Origin of the sequence: Bradyrhizobium sp. 138 (assembly GCF_023074075.1) — a bacterium.
In the GTDB taxonomy this organism is placed as follows: Bacteria; Pseudomonadota; Alphaproteobacteria; order Rhizobiales; family Xanthobacteraceae; genus Bradyrhizobium.
The window spans coordinates 78,563-93,782 of sequence record NZ_JADPKT010000073.1; the positions used below are offsets into that span (position 1 = coordinate 78,563).

Genomic DNA, 15,220 nt, shown 5'->3' on the forward strand with positions numbered 1-15,220 from the left:
CTATTTGATGTCGGATGCGACCTGCACCTTCACCATCTTGTCGGGATCGGTCACGGCGCCGCCGGGGGAGCCGGCCGGTGCCTTCTTCAGCTTGTCGACGACGTCCATGCCCTGCACGACCTCGCCGATCACGGTGTACTGGCCGTCGAGGCTGCCGCCGTCGGCGAACATGATGAAGAACTGCGAGTTGGCGCTGTCGACGCTGTCGCCGCGCCGGGCCATGCCGACGATGCCGCGCGCAAAATGCACCTTGGAGAATTCCTGCTTCAGGTTCGGATATTTCGAGCCGCCGGTGCCGTTGAACTTCTCGCCGTCGCCGGTCTGCGCCATGAAGCCGTCCATGACGCGATGGAACGGCACGTTGTTATAGTAGCCCTCGCGCGCGAGCTGCTTGATGCGCTCGGCATGCTGGGGCGCGATATCGGTGCGCAGCTTGATGACGATACGGCCCTTGGTGCTGTCGATGACGATGGCGTTGGCCTTGTCGAGGCCCGCCGGCAATTGCTGCGCCACCGCCGGCACCGCGAACAGGAGCGCGGCAAGAATTGCGAGAATTCGGATCATGACAACTCCGGATCAGAGATTAAGAGGGGAAGCGCGCACTTATCAGGCGAATTTTGCCTTGAGCTGTGCCGCAACCTGCGGCGGGACGAAGGCCGAGACATCGCCGCCCATGCCGGCGATCTGGCGCACCAAAGTGGCGGTGATCGGGCGAACCATGGGAGAGGCCGGCAGGAAGACCGTATGCACCTCGGGAGCCATCGCCTCGTTCATGCCGGCGAGCTGCATTTCGTAATCGAGGTCGCTGCCGTCGCGCAGGCCCCGAATCATGATGGTCGCACCGTGCTTGCGCGCCGCGGTCACTGACAGGTCGTCAAACGTCACGGCTTCGAGGACGCAGCCGGCCTGCGCCGCCACCGGCCCGCAGACGTCAAGGAGCATCTTCAACCGCTCCTCGGTCGAGAACAGCGGCTTCTTGCCGGGGTGGACCCCGACCGCGACCACGAGCCGATCGCATAGCGAGGCACTGTGCCGGACCACGTCCAGATGGCCGTTGGTGATGGGGTCGAAGGAACCGGGATAGAAGGCGATACGCGGCATGGCTCCCCTCCTACCGCGCCCGGCCCGGCCCGGCAAGCCGGACCGGTTCCCCGGCCGTTTCAGGCAAAATCTCCGCCGGCCATGTCGGCAATGGGCTTTTTGTTTCGTCCTCGGGGCAGCCACGAAACAAAACGGAGCGCGAACGAAACCATTTCCAGCATCGGCGAAGACGTCCGGAAACTGGCCATGGTTACTAATCCTGCCAACGAATGACGGGCCGCACACTGGGCGTAGGCGGCCGCATCACAGGGGACTGTCAATGATCAAGGCTCTCTCAGCGATCGCACTCTCTGCGTGTGTTGCCGCAGCCCTTACCCTGCTGCCCGGCTTTGCCCCGACCGTCGAGGCGAGCGTGCCGCAGCCGCTGGCCAAGAGCGACCGGCTTGATATCCGCGCCATCGGCAAGGACTGCTCGCAGCAGGCCTGGCCGAACTTCGAGGCCTCCTGCCTGCGCCGCGCCGGCACCAAGGCGAATGTCCGCGAGGCGCGCCTGGTGACCGCCAACCGCATGCCGTAGTCGGCCTGTCAGCTTCGCGTCATATAATCCCGATGGAGTTTTGCGGCGTCTCGTCGCAGACTGAGTGATGATCGCGCCCGTCGGAATGGCCCGTCGGGCGCGATCCCATTGGGGGGGCCGCCCTTGTCCAGTACGCCCGCAGTCGCCTCCGGCCACCATCCTGATCCGCTGTCGCTTGCCATGACCATGGGCGCCCTCGGCGTCGTCTACGGCGATATCGGCACCAGCCCCCTCTACGCCCTGAAGGAAGCCGCCAAGGCGGCCGCCCACGGCGGCACGCTCAGTCACGATGCGGTCCTCGGGGTTGCCTCGCTGATCCTCTGGGCCCTGCTGCTGATCATCTCGCTGAAATATGCCCTGTTGATCCTGCGCGCGGACAATCGCGGCGAAGGCGGCATCGTCGCGCTGCTCGCCCTGCTCCACGCCCGCCATGCCCAGCCAGGCACATGGCGCGCCCATCTCCTAGTGGTCGGCCTCGTCGGCGCCGCCCTGCTCTACGGCGATGGCGCGATCACGCCGGCAATCTCCGTGCTCAGCGCCATCGAAGGCCTCAAGGTCGATGCCCCCTCGCTCGCGCCCGCCGTGGTGCCCGTGACCGTCGCCATCCTGATCGGCCTGTTCATGATGCAGAAGCAGGGCACCGGCTTCATCGGCCGCATCTTCGGACCGGTAATGCTGGCCTGGTTCGTCGTGCTCGCCGCGCTCGGCATCCACGGCATCATCAAGGCGCCGGCGGTGCTGGCGGCGCTCAGCCCGCTCTATGCCTTCGAATTCCTGATCCACCAGGATTTTCACGTCTCGTTCGGAATTCTCGGCGCGGCCTTTCTCGCAGTGACCGGGGGCGAAGCCATGTATGCCGACATGGGGCATTTCGGCCGCTTCCCGATCCGCCTTGCCTGGTTCGCTGTCTGCCTGCCGGCGCTGGTGCTGAACTATTTCGGCCAGGCCGCCCTCTTGATTACCGATCCCGCGATGATCGAGAACCCGTTCTTCCAGCTCTGTCCCGACGCCCTGCACTACCCGCTTGTCGCGTTCTCGGCGGTTGCCACCGTGATCGCCTCGCAGGCGATTATCTCCGGCGTGTTCTCGCTGACCCAGCAATCGATCCAGCTCGGCTTCCTGCCGCGCATGCAGATCCGCCACACGAGCAACGCGATCGGGCAGATCTACGTGCCCCTGGTGAACTGGCTGCTCGCCGCCGCCACGCTGGGGGCGGTCCTGAGCTTCGGCACGTCGGACGCGCTGGCCGGCGCCTATGGTATCGCGGTGTCGCTGCTGATGGCGATCACGACGCTGCTGGCGGCTCTCGTCGCGATCCAGTGGGGCTATTCGCCCTGGCTGGTGGTGGCCGTGAACGGGGCCTTCTTCGTGATCGACGTGATCTTCTTCTCGGCCAACTCGGTCAAGCTGTTCGAGGGCGGCTGGTTTCCACTGCTGCTCGCCGGCCTCGTCGCCTTCCTGATGCTGACCTGGCGCTCCGGCGTGAAGCTGGTCGAAGCCGCGCGCGGCAAGCTGCGCCAGCCCGAGGAGGACCTGATCGAGACCGCAGTCAACAAGTGCCGTGCGAGGCTGCCCGGGACCGCCGTATTCCTGGCATCCGCACCGCGCGGCGTGCCGCTCGCGCTCACCCAGTTCGTCAAGCACAACCGCGTGCTGCACGAACGCGTGCTGCTGGTCACCGTGCTGATCGAAGAGTCGCCGCATATTCCCGACGAGGAACGCGCCGAGATCATCGAGATCATTCCCGGCATCACCCGCGTGATCCTGCATTACGGCTTCATGCAGAACCCGACGATCTACGGGGGACTGAAGCTCGTCTGCCGCCAGAGCAAGTTGCCCGGCGTCGATCTCTCCGACATCACCTATTACGTGGGACGCGAGACCATCATCCCCAGCGAGGACATTCCGGGCATGTGGGTCTGGCGCGAAGGCGTGTTCGCCTTCCTCCAGCGCAACGCCGAACGCTCCGCCGCGTTCTTCGGCGTGCCGACCAGGCAGGTGGTGGAATTTGGGACGGAGCTCGAGATCTAGGGCGTGTACTCATAAATCACGCGCTTAGTTTGGGTGCTCCAGATGGTCCGCTCATCCCTCAGCAGCCGCACAAACAGCAGACATCGTTGAAGGTCGCCGATGGGCCAATAGGGGACATTGCAAGTTTGGTCTGATATGGAGAGACGCCAGCCGGCGGTCTTGCAGGGGAACGAAATGAAAGGAGTACGAGAGATAACCGGGGTTGTCTATGCCTCAATAGAAATAGTTCATTCCGTTGTGATTGCTCTCGCATTTGGTGGATTCAATATCTCACTCATTCATTACGCCGGCTCTTTGGATATCGCCTCCTGGCTCGCATTTGCTGGTTTTGCTACGGCTGCCTTTTGGCATGTTTCCTATAAATGGTTGCGGGTGATTGCCGCGTTCCTAGTTTTTTATCTCTTGCCGATTGCTGTTGCGATTGTGTATGCCCGATTTAGTCACCTTCTTTCGACTGAATGGATTCTCAGATCACTTCCGCTGATGTTGATCCTTGGCTATCTGATCAAGCTGACTATTGCCGGACTGATTTATCTTTGGAGCGTTCGCTGGGAGCGCGGCCCTTTTGGGGCCAGCACCAGTCCGGCCGCCTAGACAGAGACCGCTCCGCGTCAGAGGCGGTCCTCGGCCGGGACCGCCGTTAGGTCAGCTGAGGGTCAAAAGCAGTAATGCTCTGGCCGATCAGAAGATTTCCGCTCGGCCCTCAGGAGCCGACATTCCCTTTATGAGTACACAGCCTAGCTCGATTTCAGGCGTAATCCGGGATTCCAAACGTTCGGCAACATGCGGTGCCGGATTGCGCTCTCGGTCGGCGCTTCGCGCCGGCCGGCCGCTCCATCCGGGCTACGGGTCGGTCCTACGACCCGTTCTCGCCGTTCCCGCTCTCCGCCTCTTCCGTGATGTGCTCGACCGACACCACGTGCTCGTCCTCGGCGGTGTCGAACACGATCACGCCCTGGGTCGAGCGGCCGGCGATGCGGATGCCTTCGACCGGACAGCGGATCAGCTGGCCCTTGTCGGTGACCAGCATGATCTGATCTGCCTCCTCCACGGGGAAGGACGCCACCAGGTTGCCGTTGCGGTTGTTGACGCTCATGGCGACGATTCCTTTGCCGCCGCGGCCCGTGGTGCGGTACTCGTAGGACGAGGTCCGCTTGCCGTAGCCGTTGACGGAGACGGTGAGCACGACCTGCTCGGCCGCCGACATCTCGACATAGCGCTCCTGCGGAAGCTGGAAGCTGCCGGAGGTCTCTTCGGCCTCGGCGTCCACTGGTGCTTCCTCGGCCGCAGCCTCCCCGGCGACGGCGCGGCGCATCTTCAAGTACGCCGAGCGTTCGTCCGATGAGGTCTCGACATGGCGCAGGATCGCCAGCGAGATCACCTTGTCGCCCTCGCCAAGCGCGATGCCGCGCACGCCCATCGAGGTGCGCCCGGTGAACACGCGCACGTCGGTGACGGGGAAGCGGATGCACTGGCCGCCGGCGCCGGTCAAAAGCACGTCGTCGCGCTCGGTGCAGATCTGCACGTCGACGATTGCCTCGTTGTCGTCGAGCTTCATCGCGATGATGCCGGAGCGGCGGACGTCGACGAAGTCGGACAGTTTGTTGCGCCGGACGTTGCCGCCTGTGGTGGCGAACATCACGTCGAGGTTGCCCCAGGTCGATTCATCCTCCGGCAGCGGCATGATGGTGGTGATGCGCTCGCCCTGCTCCAGCGGCAGGATGTTGATCAGCGCCTTGCCGCGCGCGTTCGGCGCAGCCATCGGCAGGCGCCAGACCTTCTCCTTGTAGACCTGGCCGCGCGAGGAGAAGAACAGCACCGGCGTGTGCGTGGATGCCACGAACAGGCGCGAGACGAAATCCTCGTCGCGGGTCTGCATGCCGGCACGGCCCTTGCCGCCGCGGCGCTGCGCCCGGTAGGCCGACAGCGGCACGCGCTTGACGTAGCCGGCGTGGGACACGGTGACGACCATGTCCTCGCGCTGGATCAGGTCCTCGTCCTCGACCTCGCCTTCCTGCTCCATGATCAGGGTCTTGCGCGGCGTGGCGAACTCGGCCTTCACCTCGGCGAGCTCGGTCTTGATGATATCAAGCACGCGGTCGCGCGAGCGCAGGATGTCGAGATAGTCGGCGATCTCGCCGGCGAGCTTGTCGAGTTCCTCACGGATCTCGTCGCGGCCGAGTGCGGTGAGGCGTTGCAGGCGCAGGTCGAGGATGGCTCTCGCCTGCTCCATCGACAGCCGGATCGTGCCGTCGGCGCTGATGCGATGGCGCGGATCGTCGATCAGCGTCAGCATGTCCTCGACGTCCCGTGCGGGCCAGTCGCGCGACATCAGGGTGTCGCGGGCGGTGGTCGGGTCAGGCGAGGTCCGGATCACCCGGATCATCTCGTCGATATTGGCGACCGCGATCGCGAGACCCACGAGGATATGGGCGCGATCGCGCGCCTTGGCCAAAAGGTACTTGGTGCGCCGCGTGACGACCCGCTCGCGAAAGTCGACGAAGATGGCCAGCAGGTCCTTCAGATGCATGATCCGCGGACGGCCGCTGTCGAGCGCCACCATGTTGACGCCGAAGCTGGTCTGCAGCGGCGTGAATCTGTACAGCTGGTTCAGCACCACATCCGGCACGGCGTCGCGCTTCAACTCGATGACGACGCGGTAGCCATCGCGGTCCGATTCATCGCGCAGGTCGCCGATGCCCTCGACCTTCTTCTCCTTGACCAGCTCGGCGATGCGCTCGACCATCGTCGCCTTGTTCACCTGGTAGGGAATCTCGGTGATGATGATCGCCTCGCGCTCCTTGCGGATGGTCTCGATCGCGACCTTGCCGCGCATCACGATCGAGCCTCGGCCAAGGTGATAGGCCGAACGGATGCCCTGCCGTCCGAGGATGACACCGCCGGTCGGGAAATCCGGTCCCGGCACGATGTTGATGAGCTCGTCGATGGTGAGCGCGGGGTTGTCGATCAGCGCGACGCAGGCGTCGATGACCTCGCCGAGATTGTGCGGCGGGATGTTGGTCGCCATGCCGACCGCGATACCGCCGGCACCGTTGACGAGAAGGTTCGGGAACTTGGCCGGCAAGACCGATGGTTCGGTCTCGTTGTTGTCGTAGTTCGGCTGGAAGTCGACGGTGTCCTTGTCGATGTCGGCCAGCAGGGCCAGCGCCGCCTTGGTCAGGCGGGCTTCGGTATAACGATAGGCGGCCGGGGGATCGCCGTCGACCGAGCCGAAATTGCCCTGGCCGTCGATCAGCGGCACGCGCATGGAGAAGTCTTGCGCCATCCGGACCATGGCGTCGTAGATCGACTGGTCGCCATGCGGATGATACTTACCGATGACGTCACCGACCACGCGGGCGGACTTGACGTACTTCTTGTCGGGCGTGTGCCCCTGCTCGTTCATCGAGAACAGGATGCGGCGGTGCACCGGCTTCAGACCGTCGCGGGCGTCAGGCAGCGCCCGCGCCACGATCACGCTCATGGCGTAGTCGAGATAGGACTTCTTCATCTCCTCGAAGATGGAGACGGGGCGAATATCCGAGGGTTGCGCCGGCTGGTCGCCGGGCTTGTCGTCGTCAGCCAAGGGGAAATCCGATGAGATTTTATCTGGGAATCATATAGCGCATCGAGCCCCTGATAACCACCCTTGCGGGCTCCAGGGAAGCGCTTTTTCCGCTCATTTTTCCAATAACTTACGGCCTTACGGGGAGCATCTCGAACGGGCCTGGAACAGACCCTCCGAATTCGCCGCTGACACCTCGTCAATCGCGCGGCGAGCGCCCTTCGTCGGCCGGCTTGCGCTGACGCTGTCCGAGCTCAACCCGAATATGAAGCGGGCCCGGAAAATCCCGAGCCCTTCCTGTCCATTAGCGTGGTTTGCTGACATGACGTGGAAGGCGCGGCTCAATCGGCCGGCGCCCCCCTGATCGTCCGATCCTCCTCAGAACGGAATGTCGTCGTCCATGTCGCTGTTGCGGCCACCGCCGCCGGCGGCAACGGGACGGCGCGGCGCGCTGCTGACGGGGCCGGAGGAGCCGAAATCGCCGCCCGGCTCATCGCCGAAGCTGCCGCCTCCACCGCCGCCGCCGCGGCCGTCGAGCATCGTGAGCGTCGAGTTGAAGCCCTGGAGCACCACCTCCGTCGAGTACTTCTCGACGCCGCTCTGATCGGTCCATTTGCGGGTCTGGAGCGCGCCCTCGATGTAAACCTTTGCGCCCTTCTTCAGATACTGTTCGACGATCTTGCAAAGCGGCTCAGAGAAGATCACGACGCGATGCCACTCGGTCTTCTCCTTGCGCTCGCCGGAATTCTTGTCGCGCCAGGTCTCGGAGGTGGCGATGCTCAGATTCGCGATCGGCCGCCCGTCCTGGGTGCGGCGGATTTCAGGATCCTTGCCGAGATTTCCAACCAGAATGACCTTATTGACGCTTCCCGCCATCGCCGCTCTCCACTCCGAATGCCACTCATTTGAAAAAGGCCGAGCGCGTCACCCGCGTTCCTCTGCGCCCCTGTTGAGGCGACCCTATACGCTTGCAGGCGCAGCTCAGCCCGTCACCCCAAGGTTATCCCCACATATAGCACCGACCGCCGATTTGTTCCAGATTTGTTCCTGCAGAAATCGCCGCCAAATGTGGAGGCCGGATGGCGCAAAAAAGGCACCGCGATGGCAGCCGAAATGGAACCAAATCGGGTTCCCATGAATGGCAAAAACTACTTAACATTCATTAAGTTAAGAGCAGGTCGATTGCATCGGACTGTTGCGCTCCGGGCACGGACTTTGCCGCCCGATCGGACTATCGTTGTGCCTCGAATTGATGCGAATGGGCCTCGCGCCTGATAGTCCGCCTCGGGGTACTCTCAAGAGGCGGATATGACTGGGGAGATTACAATGAAGAAGATCCTGATCGGCTTCGCCGGAGCAGTTGCGCTGACCCTCTCGGCTCCGGCCGGTGCTGCGGACCTCGGAGCCCGTCCCTATACCAAGGCGGCGCCGGTCGCGCCCCCCGCTCCGATCTATACCTGGACCGGCTTCTACGTCGGTGTGCAGGGCGGCGGCGGCTGGGGCCGCAGCGACGAGACCTTCTTTGGCGCTCCGAATACGGCGATCTTTGCTGGATCTCAGGATTACGACACCACCGGCGGCTTTGTCGGTGGCGTGTTCGGCTACAATTGGCAGTCGGGTCCGGTCGTGTTCGGCATCGAGGGTGACTATCATTGGGCTGACATCAACGGTCGTTCTGCAGAGATCAATGCCGGCCTCGGCGACAGCTATTTCACGAGAATCCGCGGCTTCGGTGACATCAAGGGCCGCCTCGGCTACTCGACCGGCCCCGCTCTCTTGTTCGTCAGCGGCGGCGCCGCAGTCGGCGACATTCAGCACCGCTATGATGGTATTCCCGGAAACGTCTTCATCCAGAACAACACCCGCTGGGGTTGGACCGTCGGCGCCGGCGCGGAATATATGTTCGCTCCGAACTGGTCGGCCAAGGTCGAGTACAACTACATCGACTTCGGCCGCAGCACGATCCAGTACTCCGGGGTGCCAGCTGACCGCTCCGAGTGGACCGACACCGTTCACACGGTCAAGGCAGGTGTGAACTATCACTTCAACTGGGGCGGGCTGGGCACCACCAGATACTGATATCCATCTGATATCATTGACGTCTAAGGCCGGCCTCGCGCCGGCCTTTTTCGTTTCGCGGCAAGCCAGATGAGTCAATCACCCTTACGTTTTGGCAGCCGTGTGACTTTTCGGAGACACAACTTGCAGCTTTGCTGGTGTAAGCACGGCCTCAGTTGGACACAGCGTCCGCTGCCCTTCCTTCGCGGAAGGCAACAACAGAAACTGGGACTGGGATTAAGTTGAAAATGAAGAAGGTTTTGTTGGCTTCGGCCTGTTTGTTCGCTCTGGCGGCCCCCGCTTCGGCTGCCGATCTCGCAGCCCGCCCCTACACCAAGGCACCGGTGGCTGTGGCCTCGGTCTACAACTGGACCGGTTTCTACCTCGGTATCGTCGGTGGCGGCGCCTGGGAAAACGCTTCGGGCGACCCGAAGATGAAGGGTGGCTTCGTCGGCGGCACCGCCGGCTACAACTGGCAGACCGGCAACGTCGTGTTCGGCCTTGAGGCGGACGCCGCCTGGGCTGATGTCAGCGCTTCGGCCGCTGGCGTGGTTTTCGTTCCGGGCGTCGGTGGCATCCCCGCCTCGGTGACCTCCAAGACTGACGCGATGGGCACCGTGCGTGGCCGCATCGGCTGGGCCGTCAACAACGTGCTGTTCTACGGCACCGGTGGTTACGCCTGGATCGACAACAAGATCACCGCGACCCTGGGCGGCCTCTCGGCCTCCGACAGTAAGTTCCACTCGGGCTGGACCGTCGGCGCCGGCGTCGAGGCGTTCTTCGCTCCGCAGTGGTCGGTCAAGGGCGAGTACCTCTATCGCAGCCTCGGCGGCGAGACCTACTTCTCGGGCGCTGTGCCCACCGGCACGCTCAACTTCCACACCGTGCAGGTCGGCGTGAACTATCACTTCGGCGCCCCGGTGGTCGCCAAGTACTGATGTGAAGTACTGATCACTTCCGACGTCACATCGTCACGAAAGGCCGGCCTCGCGCCGGCCTTTTTGTTTGGTCGGCACTTCCACGAGGTCCCGCCTGCTGCCAGATGCCGCCAGCGCGCCAACATTCCGTTGACGATTCGCAACTCCCTCTGGAAATCCGTCTCCGTTCTTCCTACGTTCGCTGCCAACCCCATCGGCGCCGATCCCGGTTCCGGGCGCAGCGCGCCTCTTTTGCTGGCGCGGTCGCGCACCCATGGGATTCCTTGAGGGCAACTCGGATGGATGAAGTGATCAAGGCGAAGCGCCAACAACAGAACGCGGGCTCCAGCCTGCGCGCAATTACGATCCGCGGCGCGCGCGAGCACAACCTCAAGAACATCGATGTCGAGATTCCCCGCGACAAGCTAGTGGTATTCACGGGGCTATCAGGCTCCGGAAAATCCTCGCTCGCCTTCGACACGATCTACGCCGAGGGCCAGCGCCGCTACGTCGAATCGCTGTCGGCCTATGCGCGCCAGTTCCTGGAGATGATGCAGAAGCCTGACGTCGACCAGATCGACGGCCTGTCGCCGGCGATCTCGATCGAGCAGAAGACGACCTCGAAGAACCCGCGCTCCACTGTCGGCACCGTCACCGAGATCTACGACTACATGCGCCTGCTCTGGGCGCGCGTCGGCGTGCCCTATTCGCCGGCCACGGGCCTGCCGATCGAGAGTCAGACCGTCTCGCAGATGGTCGATCGCGTGCTGGCGCTGCCCGAGGGCACGCGCCTCTATCTGCTCGCGCCCGTCGTGCGCGGCCGCAAGGGCGAGTACCGCAAGGAGCTCGCCGAATGGCTCAAGAAGGGCTTTCAGCGCGTCAAGATCGACGGCACCTTCCATGAGCTGGCGGAAGCGCCGACGCTCGACAAGAAATTTCCGCACGACATCGACGTCGTCGTCGACCGCATCGTGGTACGCGCCGACATCGGCCAGCGCCTCGCCGAGAGTTTCGAGACCGCGCTGAAGCTCGCCGAAGGCCTCGCCGTCGTCGAATTCGCCGACGCGCCGGCGGCGGCTCCCACTGAGGAGAAAAAGAAGACCGCCAAGATCCACGACAAGAGCGGACCCGAGCGCATGCTGTTCTCGGAAAAGTTCGCCTGCCCGGTCTCCGGCTTCACCATTCCCGAGGTCGAGCCCAGGCTCTTTTCCTTCAACAATCCCTACGGCGCGTGCCCCGCCTGCGGCGGACTCGGCGTCGAGCAGCATGTCGACGAGGATCTCGTCATTCCCGACAAGGAGCTCGCCATCGGCAAGGGCGCGATCGCGCCCTGGGCGAAATCGTCCTCCCCTTATTACGTGCAGACGCTGACCGCGCTCGGCAAGCACTACAAATTCACGCTGACCACCAAGTGGAAGGACCTGCCCAAGAAGACGCAGAACGCGATCCTCCATGGCTCCGGCGAGGACGAGATCAAGTTCTCCTACGAGGACGGGGTGCGTTCCTACGACACCAAGAAGCCGTTCGAAGGCGTCATCACCAACATCAACCGCCGCTACCGCGAAACCGAAAGCGAGTGGGCCCGCGAGGAGCTGGCAAAGTACTTCCACGACGTGCCCTGCGAGGCCTGCAAGGGTTTTCGGCTCAAGCCCGAGGCACTCTGCGTCAAGATCGGGGCTAAGCATATCGGCGAGATCTCGGAGCTGTCGGTCAGGAAGGCCGGCGAATGGTTCGAGACCGTGCCCGACGCGCTCAACGCACAGCAGAACGAGATCGCCGGCCGCATCCTGAAGGAGATCCGCGAGCGCCTCACCTTCCTGCTCGACGTCGGCCTCAACTACCTCACTTTGTCCCGCTCCTCCGGCACGCTGTCCGGCGGCGAGAGCCAGCGCATCCGCCTGGCGTCACAGATCGGCTCGGGGCTCACAGGCGTGCTCTACGTGCTGGACGAGCCGTCGATCGGCCTGCACCAGCGCGACAATGCCCGCCTGCTCGATACTCTCAAGCGACTTCGCGACCTCGGCAACACCGTGGTCGTGGTCGAGCATGACGAGGACGCCATCCGGCTCGCCGACTACGTGCTCGACATCGGCCCCGGCGCCGGCATGCATGGCGGCCACATCGTCGCCGAAGGCACGCCCGCCGAGATCATGCGCAACCCGAAATCGCTGACCGGCAAGTACCTGACCGGCGAGCTCGAGGTCGAGGTGCCGGAGCGGCGGCCGCCGAACCATCGCCGCACCATCAAGGTGGTCAACGCGCGCGGCAATAACCTCAAGAACGTCACCGCCGAAATTCCGCTCGGCCTGTTCACCTGCGTCACCGGCGTCTCCGGCGGCGGCAAGTCGACGCTTCTGATCGACACGCTCTACCGCGCCATCGCCCGCAAGCTGAACAACGCCAGCGAGGGCGCAGCGCCGCACGACCGCATCGAGGGCCTCGAGCACATCGACAAGATCATCGACATCGATCAGTCGCCGATCGGCCGCACTCCGCGCTCGAATCCGGCGACCTATACCGGTGCCTTCACGCCGATCCGCGAATGGTTCGCCGGCCTGCCCGAAGCCAAGGCACGCGGCTACGAGCCCGGCCGCTTCTCCTTCAACGTCAAGGGCGGCCGCTGCGAGGCCTGCCAGGGCGACGGCGTCATCAAGATCGAGATGCACTTCCTGCCCGACGTCTACGTCACCTGCGACGTCTGCAAGGGCAAGCGCTACAACCGCGAGACGCTCGAGGTGCTGTTCAAGGGCAAGAGCATCGCCGACGTGCTCGACATGACCGTCGAAGAGGCCGCCGAGTTCTTCAAGGCGGTGCCGCGGGTGCGCGAGACCTTCAAGACCTTGCACCGCGTCGGCCTCGATTACATCCACGTCGGCCAGCAGGCGACGACGCTCTCGGGCGGCGAAGCCCAGCGCGTCAAGCTCGCGAAAGAACTTTCGAAACGCGCCACCGGCCGCACGCTCTACATCCTGGACGAGCCGACCACCGGCCTGCACTTCCACGACGTCAAGAAGCTGCTTGAGGTGCTGCACGAGCTGGTGGCGCAGGGCAACACCGTCGTCGTCATCGAGCACAATCTCGAAGTCATCAAGACCGCCGACTGGGTCATCGACCTCGGCCCCGAAGGCGGCGACGGCGGCGGCGAGATCGTCGCCTGGGGCCCGCCGGAAGACATTGCGAAAGCACCGCGGAGCTACACCGGCAAATTCCTGGAGCCGGTGCTGAAGAAGGCGCGGAAGCCGAAGCGAAGGAGCACGAGCGAGGCGGCGGAGTGAGATTATTTTACCTCTGCGAGCCTGAGAGCCAGGTTATCTGATCAATACAACCAATTGGAAATCGGATGTGGAGTGGATGATCCGATTTCGACGTTTTGCGCGTCGCGTCAGCAAGTATCGCGACATACGTTTTCGCGCTCGCAACATCACGCATCAGCGGCACCTCCGCATGCTCCAGGATGACGTTGCCCAACGGCAGCCATGATAGATCCCGCATGCACTCCTCGAGCGCGTCCCAATTCATACCGAAATGGTCGGGAAAACTAAGTTGTTTTGCGATCAAGCCAAGAAGCGACATCTTGTCGGGGATGTTCACGGGGAGGCTGGCGCGAGCAGCCACGTTGACCGACGAATCTTCCCAATGAAATTGGAAGGGTGGTTCGATTCCACTCGCCACACTAACCACCGACGAATTCAATGACGCTTCGCCCCGCGCAACGGCTTCGGCAATTTGCGGCATGGCGTCTAGAAGCTGACGGATCAGCGCGCGATTGTCGATGTTGCCGACGCGCACCCAAAGCACGACCGGTCCCTGTCTCTTGGCAGCGCGGAGCAACGAGAAGTCGCGGTCCTTGGTAACGAGAACGGCCGACCGGGAAATGGATTCGCTCCAGATCACCCCGTCGGTCGCGTTCGCCATCCCGAACTCGGCGACATGCGCCGCATCATATCCAGCTCGACGCATGGCTTCCGCGAGTGCCGGTGGAAGCTGAGCATCGATCAGGTATAGCAAGCTATTTCGCCGCTATGATCGGGTGATCGACCTGACGGGCGGCATAGGCGAGCACCGCGTCGATGTCGGCCTCTTCCAGATACGGATAATCTTCGAGGATGCTTTCGCGCGACTGTCCAGCGGACAGCAGTCCCAGGACATCGGCGACCGTGATGCGCAGATCGCGAATGCACGGACGCCCATGCATACGCTGCGGATCGACTGTAATCCTTGCCAGTAGCTCCGACATCTGTCACCTCAGAGGAAGTCAATATAGCACCTCCAATCGCATCTGTCAGCGCCTCGCCAACGATCCCGTTGCCTGTCCTCCCGCCACTTTCGCCTCCATGCCCTACGCCCTCGCCATCTTCGATCTCGACGGCACCCTCGCCGACAGCTTCCCGTGGTTCCTGCGCACCATCAACGATGTCGCCGATCGCTTCAATTTTCGCCGCGTCGCGGATGAGGAGATCGAAGAGCTCAGGCATGCGTCGAGCCGCGAGATCCTCACCCGGCTCGAGGTGCCCTTGTGGAAGCTGCCGGCGATCGCGCGACACGCGCGGCGGCTGAAGGCGGAGGCGGCAGCCGAGATTCCGCTATTTGCCGGCGTCGAGGCGATGCTGCGGACGCTGAGCGAAAACGGCGTGCGGCTCGCGCTGGTGACCTCTGACAGTGAGGCCAATGCACGCGAGAAGCTCGGGGACGCCGCGGCGCTGTTCTCCCATTTCGACTGCGCCGCATCGCTGTTCGGCAAGCCCGCGAAATTCCGCCGTGTCATCGGCCGTGCCGGTGTCGAGCCAGACAAGGTCATTGCGATCGGCGACGAGGTCCGTGACATCGAGGCGGCGCGGGCCGTCGGGATTGCTTGCGGCGCTGTATGCTGGGGCTACGCCGCGCCGGCAGCGCTGCGGGCGCTCGGGCCGGATCATGTGTTCGCGCGGATGGATGAGATTGTGTTGACGCTGTGCCCCGGTGCCGTAGGGCGGATTAGCGGAGCGTAATCCGCCGATCGATCGTCGTTGCTAGATGGCGGATTACGCTTCG

Annotated in this window: 14 protein-coding genes; 7 read left to right on the forward strand and 7 right to left on the reverse strand. The window is 63.5% G+C overall.

Translation table 11 applies throughout. The annotated features are described in order from the left end of the window. The 3 genes from IVA79_RS25405 to IVA79_RS36840 are packed head-to-tail and all read right to left on the reverse strand — an operon-like array spanning window position 1 to window position 1,289. Window positions 1-564, reverse strand: a complete 564-nt coding sequence (locus IVA79_RS25405) for a peptidylprolyl isomerase (RefSeq protein ID WP_247558061.1) — start codon at window positions 562-564, stop codon at window positions 1-3. A gap of 42 nt (window positions 565-606) precedes the next feature. Continuing rightward, window positions 607-1,101: a pantetheine-phosphate adenylyltransferase gene (coaD, locus tag IVA79_RS25410; protein WP_247558063.1), complete on the reverse strand. Its 495-nt coding sequence runs from the start codon at window positions 1,099-1,101 to the stop codon at window positions 607-609. A 59-nt stretch (window positions 1,102-1,160) separates the two neighbouring features. Next, a complete protein-coding gene (locus IVA79_RS36840; RefSeq protein ID WP_256465656.1) occupies window positions 1,161-1,289 on the reverse strand; it encodes a hypothetical protein in 129 nt (42 codons plus the stop codon). A 71-nt stretch (window positions 1,290-1,360) separates the two neighbouring features. On the opposite strand from IVA79_RS36840, the gene IVA79_RS25415 reads away from it, so the two are divergent. The 3 genes from IVA79_RS25415 (at window position 1,361) to IVA79_RS25425 (ending at window position 4,243) form a co-directional block, all read left to right on the forward strand. After that, window positions 1,361-1,618 carry a hypothetical protein gene (locus IVA79_RS25415; RefSeq protein ID WP_247558065.1) on the forward strand — a complete coding sequence of 86 codons (258 nt, stop codon included), beginning with the start codon at window positions 1,361-1,363 and terminating at the stop codon, window positions 1,616-1,618. A 180-nt stretch (window positions 1,619-1,798) separates the two neighbouring features. Then, a complete protein-coding gene (locus tag IVA79_RS25420) occupies window positions 1,799-3,649 on the forward strand; it encodes a KUP/HAK/KT family potassium transporter (protein WP_247558291.1) in 1,851 nt (616 codons plus the stop codon). 174 nt (window positions 3,650-3,823) lie between these two features. Beyond that, on the forward strand, window positions 3,824-4,243 hold the full coding sequence (locus IVA79_RS25425) for a hypothetical protein (RefSeq protein ID WP_247558067.1): 420 nt from the start codon (window positions 3,824-3,826) through the stop codon (window positions 4,241-4,243). A gap of 262 nt (window positions 4,244-4,505) precedes the next feature. On the opposite strand, the gene gyrA is transcribed toward IVA79_RS25425, so the two are convergent. Next, the gene (gyrA, locus tag IVA79_RS25430) at window positions 4,506-7,235 is read right to left on the reverse strand and encodes a DNA gyrase subunit A (protein WP_247558070.1); all 2,730 of its coding nucleotides are present in this window, start codon (window positions 7,233-7,235) and stop codon (window positions 4,506-4,508) included. Between the two features lie 357 nt (window positions 7,236-7,592). Continuing rightward, window positions 7,593-8,090, reverse strand: coding sequence for a single-stranded DNA-binding protein (locus IVA79_RS25435; protein WP_247558072.1), 498 nt, complete (start codon window positions 8,088-8,090; stop codon window positions 7,593-7,595). 450 nt (window positions 8,091-8,540) lie between these two features. On the opposite strand from IVA79_RS25435, the gene IVA79_RS25440 reads away from it, so the two are divergent. From IVA79_RS25440 to uvrA, 3 genes are all read left to right on the forward strand, one after another. Next, the gene (locus IVA79_RS25440; RefSeq protein ID WP_247558074.1) at window positions 8,541-9,293 is read left to right on the forward strand and encodes an outer membrane beta-barrel protein; all 753 of its coding nucleotides are present in this window, start codon (window positions 8,541-8,543) and stop codon (window positions 9,291-9,293) included. A gap of 227 nt (window positions 9,294-9,520) precedes the next feature. Further along, the gene (locus IVA79_RS25445; RefSeq protein WP_247558076.1) at window positions 9,521-10,210 is read left to right on the forward strand and encodes an outer membrane protein; all 690 of its coding nucleotides are present in this window, start codon (window positions 9,521-9,523) and stop codon (window positions 10,208-10,210) included. 278 nt (window positions 10,211-10,488) lie between these two features. Continuing rightward, a complete protein-coding gene (gene uvrA, locus IVA79_RS25450) occupies window positions 10,489-13,464 on the forward strand; it encodes an excinuclease ABC subunit UvrA (protein ID WP_247558078.1) in 2,976 nt (991 codons plus the stop codon). A gap of 7 nt (window positions 13,465-13,471) precedes the next feature. On the opposite strand, the gene IVA79_RS25455 is transcribed toward uvrA, so the two are convergent. Both IVA79_RS25455 and IVA79_RS25460 read right to left on the reverse strand, forming a co-directional pair. After that, window positions 13,472-14,197: a DUF5615 family PIN-like protein gene (locus IVA79_RS25455; protein WP_247558080.1), complete on the reverse strand. Its 726-nt coding sequence runs from the start codon at window positions 14,195-14,197 to the stop codon at window positions 13,472-13,474. 1 nt (window position 14,198) lies between these two features. Further along, window positions 14,199-14,426 (reverse strand): DUF433 domain-containing protein, encoded by a 228-nt coding sequence (locus IVA79_RS25460; RefSeq protein ID WP_130212464.1) that lies wholly within the window; start codon window positions 14,424-14,426, stop codon window positions 14,199-14,201. A gap of 97 nt (window positions 14,427-14,523) precedes the next feature. Here IVA79_RS25460 and IVA79_RS25465 point away from each other — a divergent pair, with 97 nt between their 5' ends. Then, complete coding sequence (locus tag IVA79_RS25465) at window positions 14,524-15,177, forward strand: HAD family hydrolase (RefSeq protein ID WP_247558083.1); 654 nt, start codon at window positions 14,524-14,526, stop codon at window positions 15,175-15,177. The last annotated feature ends 43 nt before the right edge of the window (window positions 15,178-15,220 follow it).